The organism is Nitrososphaerota archaeon (assembly GCA_016872055.1).
GTDB lineage: Archaea > Thermoproteota > Nitrososphaeria > Nitrososphaerales > Nitrosopumilaceae > Nitrosotenuis.
On the sequence record VHBH01000006.1, the window covers coordinates 1 to 12,330 of the forward strand.

At 42.3% G+C, this 12,330-nt stretch carries 17 protein-coding genes; 8 read left to right on the plus strand and 9 right to left on the minus strand.

The annotated features are described in order from the left end of the window. Positions 1-125: 125 nt before the first annotated feature. Together pfdA and FJ354_05305 are read right to left on the minus strand one after the other, a co-directional pair. Positions 126-545: a prefoldin subunit alpha gene (gene pfdA, locus FJ354_05300; GenBank protein ID MBM3906077.1), complete on the minus strand. Its 420-nt coding sequence runs from the start codon at positions 543-545 to the stop codon at positions 126-128. 457 nt (positions 546-1,002) lie between these two features. Next, positions 1,003-1,623, minus strand: coding sequence for a superoxide dismutase (locus tag FJ354_05305; protein MBM3906078.1), 621 nt, complete (start codon positions 1,621-1,623; stop codon positions 1,003-1,005). Positions 1,624-1,687: 64 nt separating this feature from the next. On the opposite strand from FJ354_05305, the gene FJ354_05310 reads away from it, so the two are divergent. Then, complete coding sequence (locus FJ354_05310; GenBank protein MBM3906079.1) at positions 1,688-3,754, plus strand: peptidase S8; 2,067 nt, start codon at positions 1,688-1,690, stop codon at positions 3,752-3,754. A gap of 1 nt (position 3,755) precedes the next feature. Here FJ354_05310 and pckA read toward each other — a convergent pair whose 3' ends face one another. Then, complete coding sequence (gene pckA / locus FJ354_05315; protein ID MBM3906080.1) at positions 3,756-5,354, minus strand: phosphoenolpyruvate carboxykinase (ATP); 1,599 nt, start codon at positions 5,352-5,354, stop codon at positions 3,756-3,758. Between the two features lie 129 nt (positions 5,355-5,483). On the opposite strand from pckA, the gene FJ354_05320 reads away from it, so the two are divergent. Further along, positions 5,484-5,891 carry a 50S ribosomal protein L32e gene (locus FJ354_05320; protein MBM3906081.1) on the plus strand — a complete coding sequence of 136 codons (408 nt, stop codon included), beginning with the start codon at positions 5,484-5,486 and terminating at the stop codon, positions 5,889-5,891. Further along, the gene (locus FJ354_05325) at positions 5,875-6,336 is read left to right on the plus strand and encodes a 50S ribosomal protein L19e (protein MBM3906082.1); all 462 of its coding nucleotides are present in this window, start codon (positions 5,875-5,877) and stop codon (positions 6,334-6,336) included. Before FJ354_05320 ends, FJ354_05325 begins: the two co-directional genes overlap by 17 nt. On the opposite strand, the gene FJ354_05330 is transcribed toward FJ354_05325, so the two are convergent. After that, positions 6,326-6,619 carry an MGMT family protein gene (locus FJ354_05330; protein MBM3906083.1) on the minus strand — a complete coding sequence of 98 codons (294 nt, stop codon included), beginning with the start codon at positions 6,617-6,619 and terminating at the stop codon, positions 6,326-6,328. The genes FJ354_05325 and FJ354_05330 overlap by 11 nt on opposite strands. 5 nt (positions 6,620-6,624) lie before the next feature. Continuing rightward, positions 6,625-7,401: a D-tyrosyl-tRNA(Tyr) deacylase gene (locus tag FJ354_05335; protein MBM3906084.1), complete on the minus strand. Its 777-nt coding sequence runs from the start codon at positions 7,399-7,401 to the stop codon at positions 6,625-6,627. Positions 7,402-7,440: 39 nt separating this feature from the next. Between FJ354_05335 and FJ354_05340 the strand changes: the two genes are divergently transcribed. The 3 genes from FJ354_05340 to FJ354_05350 are packed head-to-tail and all read left to right on the plus strand — an operon-like array spanning position 7,441 to position 8,593. Next, positions 7,441-7,611: a protein translocase SEC61 complex subunit gamma gene (locus FJ354_05340; protein ID MBM3906085.1), complete on the plus strand. Its 171-nt coding sequence runs from the start codon at positions 7,441-7,443 to the stop codon at positions 7,609-7,611. 6 nt (positions 7,612-7,617) lie between these two features. Next, on the plus strand, positions 7,618-8,076 hold the full coding sequence (locus tag FJ354_05345; GenBank protein ID MBM3906086.1) for a transcription elongation factor Spt5: 459 nt from the start codon (positions 7,618-7,620) through the stop codon (positions 8,074-8,076). 34 nt (positions 8,077-8,110) lie between these two features. Further along, positions 8,111-8,593, plus strand: coding sequence for a 50S ribosomal protein L11 (locus tag FJ354_05350; protein MBM3906087.1), 483 nt, complete (start codon positions 8,111-8,113; stop codon positions 8,591-8,593). A gap of 1 nt (position 8,594) precedes the next feature. Here the strand turns inward: FJ354_05350 and FJ354_05355 are convergent, their stop codons facing one another. Further along, positions 8,595-9,053 (minus strand): Lrp/AsnC family transcriptional regulator, encoded by a 459-nt coding sequence (locus FJ354_05355; protein MBM3906088.1) that lies wholly within the window; start codon positions 9,051-9,053, stop codon positions 8,595-8,597. 165 nt (positions 9,054-9,218) lie between these two features. Between FJ354_05355 and FJ354_05360 the strand changes: the two genes are divergently transcribed. Both FJ354_05360 and rplJ read left to right on the plus strand, forming a co-directional pair. Beyond that, the gene (locus FJ354_05360; protein MBM3906089.1) at positions 9,219-9,875 is read left to right on the plus strand and encodes a 50S ribosomal protein L1; all 657 of its coding nucleotides are present in this window, start codon (positions 9,219-9,221) and stop codon (positions 9,873-9,875) included. Further along, entirely contained in the window at positions 9,876-10,742 is an 867-nt protein-coding gene (gene rplJ, locus FJ354_05365; protein MBM3906090.1) for a 50S ribosomal protein L10, read from the plus strand. It abuts the gene before it with no gap. Between the two features lie 2 nt (positions 10,743-10,744). Here rplJ and FJ354_05370 read toward each other — a convergent pair whose 3' ends face one another. The 3 genes from FJ354_05370 to FJ354_05380 all read right to left on the minus strand — a co-directional run bounded on the left by FJ354_05370 (position 10,745) and on the right by FJ354_05380 (position 12,286). After that, on the minus strand, positions 10,745-11,320 hold the full coding sequence (locus FJ354_05370) for a trimeric intracellular cation channel family protein (protein ID MBM3906091.1): 576 nt from the start codon (positions 11,318-11,320) through the stop codon (positions 10,745-10,747). Between the two features lie 108 nt (positions 11,321-11,428). Then, positions 11,429-11,734: a 50S ribosomal protein P1 gene (locus FJ354_05375; GenBank protein MBM3906092.1), complete on the minus strand. Its 306-nt coding sequence runs from the start codon at positions 11,732-11,734 to the stop codon at positions 11,429-11,431. Positions 11,735-11,773: 39 nt separating this feature from the next. Then, positions 11,774-12,286: a hypothetical protein gene (locus FJ354_05380; protein MBM3906093.1), complete on the minus strand. Its 513-nt coding sequence runs from the start codon at positions 12,284-12,286 to the stop codon at positions 11,774-11,776. Positions 12,287-12,330 lie beyond the last annotated feature (44 nt).

The following is a 12,330-nucleotide window of genomic DNA, read 5'->3' on the forward strand; positions in this document are numbered from 1 at the left end:
TTCCATTAATGCAATTTCTAGCTGGAAAAGAACATCATCAATGTCATTTACCTTTAACTCTTTTTCGCTAAACGATTTAGCAACAGACGAGAACGCATTTCGTAGTTTATCAAACATAATATCACTTACTGTTTAGGAGTTTCAGCCTGCATTAGCTGGTTCATTTGCTCTTTTAGGCCGTCTAACTGCATCATTGCTTGATGTTTTTGTGCAGAGGTTTCATTAAGTGCCACTTGGAATTCTTTGATTCTGGATTCTAGATAATTCATGGCAGATGTATGGTCTCGCTCCACTGCGATTCCCGCTCCAATATCCACAATTACTTTGGAATTTGTGGGAATTCTTGCCTTGGCATATGCACCGAGGCCAAGAGGCACGAGTGATTCTACCTCCTTGTCGCCCGAAAGATTCCTAATGGACTCGACTGACGCCATTGCCTCTCGCAGAAAGTTCACAATTAATCCTTCTTTTTGATCCAAGCTTGCCACTATTGATTCCAGCATTTGCATTCGATAAAGAAATTGTTGGGCTTGCTCTTCACTCATGTACAAAAAGCCTGCCAGTTGGCTAATAAATGCATTCATTAAAAATTTAGTTTGAGTATCGTTCAAAAATTGGAAAGTTCCCAGGCGAAAATCAGAATGGGTTTTCCCATACAAAAAAGAACATCCAACAGTCTAGATCGAAATCAAATTGCTCCTTGATGAGAAAATTAATGGAAGCAGAATTGTTGGATTTGAGGTAAGAATAGAGCTAGGCAGCGTGATCAATCACAATATATGAAATGGATACGTCTTGGTGTATTAACCAAAGGGAAAATGTCTTGTTACCTTAGAAATACAACAAGGACGATTTCGCCAAAGATAATGATGTTCATTCCGCTCAAAGTACCACATCGATTCTACAACATGTTTTCTGCACCATGGGGGAATCTCGTTTGCGATAGGTAACAACAAAAAGATCAACAAGATGTGGATGGAAAATTAAAAAAGAAGAGTAAGATTATTTTGCTTTAGAGTAGCGCTGTTCTACTTCATCCCAGTTTACAACGTTCCACCAAGCACCAACATAGTCTGCTCTTTTGTTTTGGTATTTGAGATAGTATGCATGTTCCCAAACATCAAGACCTAGCAGCGGTACAAGTCCCTCTGTTCTTGGGCTTGTTTGGTTCGGCATTGATTTGTATTCAACGTTCTTTGTTTTTGGGTTGAATACCAGCCAGCCCCAACCGCTTCCTTGGATTGCTGTGGTTTTTGTGGAAAACTGTTCTTTGAATGCGTTGAAGTCTCCAAATGCCTTTTGGATTGCATCTGAAATCGAGCCGCCTGGTGCCCCCCCGCCGTTTGGCTTCATGTTGTTCCAAAACAATCTATGATTGTCGTATCCGCCTCCGTGGAAGTTTATTGCTCCACGTACTGCTTCTGGAACTGCAGATATGTTAGCCAAGACATCTAGTAGGTCTTTACTTTGCATGTCTGCTGGAAGTTTTTCCCAGTTGTCGTTTAGGCCATTTGTGTATGCTTGGTGATGCTTTGAATGATGAATTTCCATCGTTTTTGCATCAACATTTGGCTCTAATGCATCGTATGCATATGGTACTTCAGGAAGTGTAAATTTTCCCATAATACCGTCGCTTCGTTTTCTAATTTAATGATTTGTCCCCCAAGATGCAAGTTTTGTCGGATTTTTGGACGGCACCAAAAATAAAACAGACATCAATTCAGCAGTATCAGTAGACAAGATGAAAAAAACAAGACTGCTGGCGTTTTACTTTTCTTTGGTTCTAGTTAGCGTGTTTCTTTTTTCTGCCAAAGTCCAGACAGAACCCGTATCAGAGGTTCTCATGGATAGATCGACAAAACATGTTGGAGTGCAATATCCACACAGTTTGGGATTTTATGGTAAGGACATCAAAATTGCGGTAATTGATACCGGTGTTGATTCTGGCCATCCAGATTTGAGAGACAAAATAATTGGCGGTTATGATTTTATTGAAAATGAAAATACGGTACAAGATATAGACGGACATGGAACCGAGGTTGCCGGAATAATTGCTGCAAACGGTAAGATGCGCGGTGTTGCACCAGAAGCAAAGATTTTGGCTTATCGCGTATCTGACACTGGAAACTCAGTATCATCGGATCTCATAGTGAAGGCAATTCAAAAAGCAATAGAGGATGATGTGGATATTATCAATCTGAGTCTTGGAGTAAATAGGACCAACGACAGGATAGAAGATGCAATAAACGATGCAGTAGAAGCAGGAATTGTTGTAGTGGCAGCTGCTGGAAACAGCGGCCCAGACCTTAGAACGATTGGAAGCCCTGGAAAAGATCCTCACGCAATCACAGTTGGTGCCACATACAATAACATCACGGCAAGCCTCGTTGCTACACTTGACATTGATGGAAAACGATTTCAAGTTTTGCCAATGGTGGGAATAATTCCTCTCTCAGAGCCCCTGACTAGTGAGATTATTTTTGGAAAATATGGTAAAGAGTCGGACTTGGCGGTCCTTAATGTCAAGGACAAGATCTTGCTAGTGGAGCGAGGAAGTGATGTAAACGACGAATTGTTGTACTTTTCCGTCAAGGAGAAAAACGCCGCAAGTGCCGGTGCTAAAGCAATCATCGTATACAATAACGAGCCTGGAATCTTTCTTGGAGACCTGAATAACAAACTGGAGGGTCCTGAATACAAGCCACGAATTCCTGCAGTATCAATGTCAAAAGAAGATGGACATACGCTTTTGTCGATTCTTCAAAACAAGACAACTGGTACAATCAACATGTTCTACCACCCTGATTTTGTATCATTTTTTAGCTCTCGTGGGCCGGTATCACCGTTTTACATCAAGCCGGATCTTGTGGCGCCCGGAGTCTTTGTGAACACTACATCCATCCAAGGAGGATACAACCTTACCAGTGGGACTAGCTTTGCAGCCCCCCATGTTTCCGGAGCTGCGGCTATTTTGCTGGAAAAAAATCCCGGTCTTTCCCCAAGCCAGATCAAGGCAATCATAATCAGTACGGCAGATCCTGTCTCAGATACATTTGGTACCCTGTTTCCGCAAGAGATTAGTGGAGCCGGCAGGCTAAACATTACTCGGGCAGTTGATGCTAATTTGGCAGTCAGTCCTTCTTTTGCCATTTTTAACTTGTCTCCATTTACAAAATCCCAGACACTCCAATTCAAACTGGAAACAATAGATGGTACAAGAGCCCAGCCGCAAATTAAGATCATGCCGGCTAATTCTGCAGCAAAGTTTGATCATTGGATTGACGGTTACACTCTTTTTGTAAGGGCCGAGATGACTGAGCAAAAAACAGGCCAATACCAGGAAAGTATTGTGATATTGGACAAGGTAGTACAGCGCATCCCGGTTTTGCTTAGGATCTCAGACGGTGTAATACAGGTTTTTGAAAACGACGGCAAACTTGATTTCAAAATAGACTCTGAGGAGAAATGGTCTTATGCGAAGATCTCGCTATACAATGACGATGGAAGGCTAGTCGACAGTGTTTCTCTTACACCCACAAAAGACCAGTCAATCACAGTCGGCGCTCCGGGTGAATACTGGGTCCAGGCAGAGCTCAAAACAGAAAATGGCACAGCATCAGTGTACAACAGCATAACTGTACAGTCTGCAGATCGCCAAACACTTGACATTGGGATACCATACCAACCATTGATCATACTGGGTGGAATTGGTGCTATAGTAATTCTTGTTGGGTTACTGATTCGCAGAAAATAGATTATGCTTTTGGTCCTGCATTTACTATAACAGGATCGACTGTCTTGAATTTCTTAAAATTGTCCACAAACATCTGAGCCAGCTTCTTTGCTGAGAGATCATATGCATCGCGATCTTGCCACGTCAATTTTGGATCTAACACCTCGAATGGTACTCCTGGGCATTCTGTTGGAACATCCAAGTTGAACAAGTCGTCGTGTCTGTATTTTACAATATCTAGCGCTCCTGTGAGTGCAGCTGTTACCATTGCTCTGGAATGTTTGATAGAGACACGTTTTCCTACTCCGTATGGACCGCCAGACCAGCCGGTATTGATTAGATACACCACGGTATTGTGATTTCGGATTTTGTCGCCAAGCATCTTTGCATATACTGATGCAGGTCTTGGCATAAACGGCGAGCCAAAGCATTCTGAGAAGGTTGCCTTGGGTTCTTTGATGCCTCGTTCTGTGCCGGCTAGCTTGCTAGTATAGCCAGACATGAAATGGTACATTGCGCCTTCCTTTGTGAGCTTGGACACGGGCGGCAAAACGCCAAGTGCGTCTGCTGTTAGGAATATGATTACTTTAGGGTTGCCTCCAACACTTGGGAAAATTGCAGTTGGGATGTATTCCAAAGGATATGCGGCCCTAGTGTTTTCGGTTAGTGAGCCATCATCAAAGTTTGGCTTGAGTGTTTGCTTATCAATCACTACATTTTCTAGTACTGCGCCCGACTTGATTGCATTCCAGATTTGCGGTTCTGATTCTTGGTTTAGGTTGATGCATTTTGCATAGCATCCACCCTCAAAGTTAAAGACACCCTTGTCAGACCAACCATGCTCATCATCTCCAATTAGCATTCGGTCATTGTCTGCAGAAAGAGTTGTTTTTCCTGTGCCTGACAATCCAAAGAAGAGTGTGGTGTCTCCGTTTTTGCCAATGTTTGCAGAGCAGTGCATTGGAAATACTCCCTTTTTTGGTAAAAGATAGTTCATTACTCCAAACATGGATTTTTTCATCTCACCTGCATAGCTTGTTCCGCCGATGAGGACTAGTCTCTTTGTCAGATCAATTAGGATGAAGACGTTGGTGCCAGTTCCGTCCACTTCAGGAATTGCCTCAAATCCATTAATACACAGTATAGTAAAGTCCGGCTCGTGCTCTTCTAGCTCTGCCGCAGAAGGTCGAACAAATAACTGTCTTGCAAAGAGGTTTTGCCAGGCATGGTCATTTATGACGCGTATGGATAATCGGAGGTCCTTGTCTGCCCCTACAAATCCATCAAAGATGAATAATTCCTTACCTTCTACGAATTTCTTCATTTTTGCGAAAATCTTGTCAAATCTGTCAATTGGGAATGGGTGATTTACTTTGCCCCAGTCTACATTGTCGTGGGTTTCATCGTCGTCTACGATGTATCTATCGTCTGGCGATCTACCTGTGTATTTGCCTGTCTTTACAGCCAGAGAGCCTGTCGATGTGACTACACCTTCGTTTCTTTGTACTGATGCCTCGACTAGCTTTTCAGGCATGAGATTTCTGAACACTTGGGAAGGTTTGATTCCAAAGGCCTCAAGTTGCGCGATAAATTTGGGCGTAAGTGTTGTTTTAGAGTCCATATTTTCACCACATCAATGAATCTGGGGTCATTGAATATCCACACCGTCTCTGCATTATTATTATCTCTTACCTTTTGATGGCTGATCTCAGGGTAACCTATTTATTGAAAAATCCAAGGAGTGCATCTATTGACCATCAATAAGGATCTGCTAGCATTAAGGGAAAAAGTCAACGAGAAAAGACCAGACTTTATCAGACAAGAAAGCTGGCGTTATGGCAGACTAGCCAAGTGGTCTTGGAGAAAGCCAAAAGGAATCGACAATCACCAAAGAAAGCAAAAGTTTCGTGGCAGACCAGGCCTAGTCAAAGTGGGATATGGTGGCCCAAAAATAGCAAGAGGATTGCATCCATCAGGATTTACAGATAATTTGATTCACAACGTAAATGATTTACAAAAACTAAACCCAAAGACCGACGGAGTGAGAATTGCTCATGGTGTTGGAACAAAGAAAAGAGTAGAGATAGTAGCAGTAGCAACACAAAAGAAATTCAAGATCTTTAACGCAAGAGTGAGAACAAGTGGTAGTAAATCTTAGAACCAAAAAACGACTCGTATCACGAGTTGTAGGAGTAGGCCTATCTAGAATCAAGTTTGACCCAGAAAGATCAGATGACATTGCAGATGCAATCACAAGACAAAACATCAGAGGTCTGATCACAGCTGGTGTAATTACAATCAAGTCAGCAAAAGGCACATCACGTGGAAGAGCCGAATTCAAGAGAACTCAAAAGAAAAAGAGAGGAACCACGACCGGTTCTAAGAAAGGTCGCAAGGGTGCCCGCGTAGGCAAAAAAGAAGTCTATGTAGCAAAGGTTCGTGCATTGCGACACCGACTCAAGGTAGCAAAGGACAGAAAGGAAATCACAAATCCGGAATTCTGGACAATCTACAAGAAGATAGGCGGTAACACTGTTAGAAACATTGCTCACCTCCGAAGCCTAATCGAGGAAATCAAAGAGCACCGAAAGTCTAGAACCTAAAGACTGTTTTTTCCCAATCTTTAATCTTACCATCTGTAATTTTTATGCCTTCATGAGACAGCATTCTTGTCTTGACTTTTTCGCCATAGTAATAGCCTCCAATTTTGCCGTCCGACTTAACAACTCGGTGACATGGAATTACAACAGGGAATGGGTTACGATTCATTATTTGTCCTATGACGCGCTGCCCATTTTCTAACCCAACTGCTTTTGCAAGCTCGCCATATGTCGTGACTTTACCCTTTGGAACTGCAAGTAGATTCCTGTAGACTTTTTGATCCAGTTTGTTCAGAGTTTGGTCACTTGGAGAGACGTAGTACTCAGCATGTCAAGTACTTTTTGTTTGTGAGGACCCAAACCTGCCCAATCAAGGAGTGCTGTTTTTGCTTCCTTGTTTTGTAACATTATATGCGAGAAGAGCTCGTCGTCTAGGAATTCCAGTACATGTTTTGGTATCACAGTTCCTAATGCATATGCTCCGTGGATCAGCTCCTCTGTGAATTTTTCTGGATAATGCGTGCTGCCAAAGCAGATGGCAACTGGGGATTTTTTGATCGGCTCCGACATTGTTTCTAGGACTAGCTTTGCCACAGAACTACACAGAGATTCGTCTGTCCATTGCTTTTCTGTTGTGCCAATTTCAATGAAAATTGTCGGCTTCGATAGCGCAGTAGGTCCATGATGTGTTGCCTCTATTATTACCTGAAAGTCGGAAAAAGAATCCTTGTTAAGATATAATTTTTGCATGTAGGCTTTTTGCAGGTGGGGATGGGGAATTGCCACCTGTCTTTCGTTGCCGCCAAACTGGGCAATAGAGAAATTTCCGGTACTATGGCAAGTAAGTGCAAGTTCACCTGACTCGGCGGCGTGTTTTGATAGAAAAACAAATCCGTCATAGTGATATTTTTGCTCTAACCAATCTGCAGAAATCGTAGGGCTGGGAATTATGGCCAAGTCGAAATTTTTGCTCCTGAAGACATCGCCGTCTTTTGCCATGTTTTTTGAGAGAAACTTTGCCATGTTGTGCCCTGCTGGGTCTTGCTCGTATGCAACCAGTAGTTCCATGTCCCAAAAAATATAAGGACACCATATTAAACCCCACCAATGGATCTAAATCAAACCATAAAGAACATGGTAAACACCATAAAGCTTGCTAAAAAGTCCGACAAGGAGGACTATATGCAGCATCTACGGCTAGTTCTCTTGGGAATTGGTGGCATCGGGGCGATTGGATTTATAATTCAGTTTGTATTTTCGGTCTTCAGATTCGGATAGATGGAATTGTCTCAAGAAATCAAAACACATCTTTTTGCAATAAGGACCACGGGAGGTCAGGAAAAGATAGTCATGAACCTTCTCCAAAGTAAGATTAACAACGGTCAGATCAACCTGTATTCGGTTTTACTAGTGGATAATCTCAAAGGGTATATCGTAGTAGAGGCAAAGGACGCAAACTCGGCATTCAACTCCTTACAAGGAATAAGGCACATCCGAGGACAGCTACGTGGTGAAATGGAATTCAAAGACATTGAGGGATACCTCGTTACAAAGAGCACTGCACCTATAATTGCAGTAGATAACATAGTTGAGATCATCGGTGGCCCATTCAAGGGCATGAAGGCAACAGTAACTAGAGTAGACAACGACAAGCAAGAAGCAACAGTCATTTTGCTTGACGCACCATACCAGCTTCCGGTAACTGTTGACTCTAACTATCTGAAAATATCCACATCCGCTTAGGAAGGATTAAATCGTCATCTAAAAGAGCACAGACATGGCCGATACACAAACAGTTTCTGCACTAGTAACAGGTGGAGGTGCATCCGCAGGTCCACCATTAGGTCCAGCTTTGGGTCCACTAGGTGTCAATATTATGGAAATCATTAAGGCCATAAACGACAAAACAGCAGACTTCGAGGGAATGAAGGTCCCAGTCACAGTATCAGTTGATACCAAGACCAAAAAATGGGAAGTAACTGTCGGAATTCCATCGGCATCCGCACTTCTTCTAAAGGAGGCAGGAATTCAAAAGGGATCTGGAACCAGTGGTACAACATGGGTTGGCGACATCAAGGTAGATTCCATTGTAAAGGTTGCCAAGGCAAAACTAGAATCATCCTATGCTACTTCGATAAAGTCAGTTGCAAAAGAAGTTGCAGGAACCTGTGTATCTTTGGGAATCAAAATAGAAGGCAAAAACCCCAAGGAGTTTTCTGCCGATGTAAACGCAGGAAAATATGACGATAAACTAAAGTAAATTATTTTTCTACTAGATACGACGGCTCTTTGTCCGTTTTTTGTAATTCTACAAAAGTTTCTGTGCTCTGTATTCCCTCTATTTTACCGATTTTCTCAATTACTATAGTGTGGAGCTCTTCTAGGTTTTCCGCATGAACTGAGACCATGATATCAAATCTTCCGGTTACCTCGGATATTGACACTATTTCTGGGGTTTGGAGTAGTTGCTTGTGAATTGCATCTTTTAGTTTTGGGTCACGGTTGATACCAATTGTTGCCTTGACGCCTATTCCAAGCTGTGACTCGTCTACTAGAATTGTGAACTTTTTGATTAGCTTCTTTTTTGTAAGGCGCTTTATCCTAGAATACAGAACAGAGGCGTTTATTCCCATTTTCTTAGACAGATTTGGAACCGATATGCTCCCATCATGAATAAGCTCGTATAGGAGTTTCATGTCCAGATCATCTAGCTTTTGCAATGTTTTCAAAAGAGTCGGTTTGATGTTAATAAACGTAGTTTTAGGCATGGAAAATTGCACATAATATAATGTGCTACGAGGAAATTAGAAAATTTTACATTTTCCACCAAAACCCGTGCCTGCCAACACTAACGATTTTAAAGAGGCCTTTTTGCAAGATTTTCGTTGATTAACGAAGCTGAGCTAGCTAAAATGATAAAGGATGCCAAGGACGCTGACAAGGAACGTAAGTTCAAGCAGACCTTGGAAATGTACGTAATCCTAAAGGACATTGACGTAAAGAAAGGCTTCGCCATGAACGAGACGATTCAGCTTCCAAAGAAACTCTCCAAGCCAACAACGGTTTGTGTTATGGCGGGAGGAGACATGGGCCTCAAGGCAAAGAGTGCAAATGCAGACAGAGTGGTTTCTGGTGATGAGTTAAACATTCTTGCGGCAAACAAGCGAGAGGCTCGTAAATTTATCAATAATTATGATTTCTTTTTGGCAGACACACAACTCATGACGACAGTCGGTAAGGTGCTAGGTCAGCTGTTGGGTCCAAGAGGCAAAATGCCAATCCCAGTTCCATTTAATGCACCAATAGAATCATTCCTTGACAGATTTAGATCATCAATTAGAGTAAAGGTAAAAAATTCCTTGTCCATGTCATGCAAAATCGGAGACGAATCCATGGATGATGGAGACTTGGCGGCAAACGCTCATGCAGTACTAAACGCAATTGAGAAAAAACTTCCAAGCGGTGACAAGAACATTAGAAGAATTATTGTGAAAACGTCTATGGGCAAGCCAGTAAAGCAGATACAGCAGGCGAGAAAGTAAATGCACGCGAACAGAACAACTTATCCTGCAAAAAAGACAAGAATGTACCAGCAGCTGCAGGAGCTTCCAGCAAAATACAAAGTAACTGCCCTTGTTAGAATGGAAAAGGTCCGCTCATCACAAATGTTGCCTTTAAGAAAAAAATTCCTAGGCCAAGTTGAAATCATTAGCATCAAAGATAAGGTAGCACAAAAGGCACTTGAAAAGCTAAACATCCCTGGAATTGCAAAGATGGCAGAAGCCCTGACAGGTCAGTGTGTTTTGATGTTTACAAATATGTCACCATTCAAACTAAACGTGTTACTAGGCAAGAACAAAATCATGATGTTTGGTCGTGGTGGAGACATTGCAAGTGTAGACATCAACGTACCAGCAAAGAACACAGGTATTGCCCCAGGTCCAATGCTCACTGAATTCAAGGAAGCCGGCATTCCAACCAAAATCGACCAGGGAACAATTTGGATTCTAAAGGATTCTACTCCAGTCAAAAAGGGTCAGCCGATTCCTGACAAGCTTGCAACATTACTGCAAAAGCTAGACATCAAGTCAGTAGAGGCAGGAATCCTACTTGATGCTGCGATAGAGGAAGGAATCCAGTACAAGCGAGAAGAGTTGATAATAGATTTGGAATCATACAGAGGCCTATTTGCACAAGCACACCAAGAAGCAATATCACTGTCTATTGAGGCAGGATACATCACAAAGGACAACATCAAACAAGTCTTGGCAAAGGCTGCACATGGTTCACGTTCCGTTGCAATCGAAGCAGGCTATATCACAGAAGATACCAAAGAAGCAGTCCTCCAAAAAGCAAATGCCCAAGCCCAGTCTGTTGCCTCTAAGGCAAAAGGCTACACTCCTGCGTAAAATTATTTTTCTCGCGCCCTAGGCAAATTCCAGTTGTACTTCATAGCTACCAGTCTTAGTATTGTAGTTACTATGATTCCAATGATTGATGCCAGATATAGTGGGATTTCTGCCACAAGTAATCCATAGAATATTACAACTCCGACAAAGCTTGCAGTGACATATAGCTCTTTGACAAAAATGAACGGCACTTCATTTACAAAGACATCTCGCAAGATTCCACCGCCCACTGCTGTCAAAATCCCTGCAAAAGCGATTGCCAAGAAGTTCAGGCCGAAAATATTGTACGCAAATGTTGCACCAGTAATGGAAAACACTCCAAGACCAATTGCGTCAAATTTCAGAAACAAATTCCAGTGCTTTTTGAGATACGGGTGCAAAAAGAACAGGGTAACGCCAGAGGTCACGCTAATTCCGACATACAGAGGATCAAATATAGAGTTTGGAGGAACCCTGCCAATTATCACGTCACGGATTGTTCCGCCTGCCACGCCTGTAATTATTGATAGAATTAGAATGCCGACAATGTCGGACTTGTGTTCTATTGCCTTGAATGCACCAGTTACTGCAAAGGCCATTGTACCAAAGAGATCAAAGACATAGATCAGAAACAGAAACGGTGTGTCTGCCACTATACCGTATGGTATATTGTGCTAGATAAAGGTAAAAATGAGAATTTTGAGGAATTAACCAAATAGTGAAGCGAGGCCTTCCATTGCTTGCTCTTCAGATTTACCTGCTGGAGCTTCTTCTTTCTTTGCATCAGCTGCTGGAGCTGCGCCACCTGCACTTGCTGCTGGTGCTGCTGCTACGGCAACTGGAGCTGCCTTGATTGCTTCTTCAATGTTTACATCAGCTAGTGCAGAAACCAATGCCTTTACTTGTGCATCACTAACTTCCGCGCCTGCTGCTTTGATAACACTACTAACGTTAGCTTCGTTAATTTCCTTCTTTAGTTTGTGCAAAATTAATGCAGCGTAAACGTATTCCATTGTATCGTGACTCTTTTTGGGGATAATATAAAACTACGTCTAGTTTAGGATTTTGAGGCTTCGACATACAGAGTAGAGATTCTGCTTTAGGTTCTTGTCGTATAGAGTATCCATTCTTTGCTTGAGTATTCTCTTTGACTGATCGCGCTCTGCACCATCCGGTAAAGATAAGACATTGTTGATCATTTCTGGCAGCGATTCGCGAATCCAGCCGTCCAGAACATAGAATAGTTTTTCAGACATTTCCACCACATTGTTCTCTTTGAGATCTAGGGTATCATTGAATGTGTCATGTTCTGTTCTGTAAACTAGTCCAAGAATGCAGCTTTGCGGTGTTGGATTTTTGAGAATTTCTTCGGATCTTGGCCCTGCCTTTCCTTGTGAAACTTTGTTTTTGAGGCCTGCCATGTTTATGATTAGGCCGCTAACGCCTATTTTGTCGCCGTCAATTCCAGTTACAGCGCCGACGATCACATTGGTGAATTGACCATCAGGCTTTGTTGCAAAGACATAGTTACCTTCTTGGAGCTGTTTTGGTTTTCGGCCGAACATTAATCAAATTGTAAAACTTGCGTATTTAATTGATCCTAAATGGT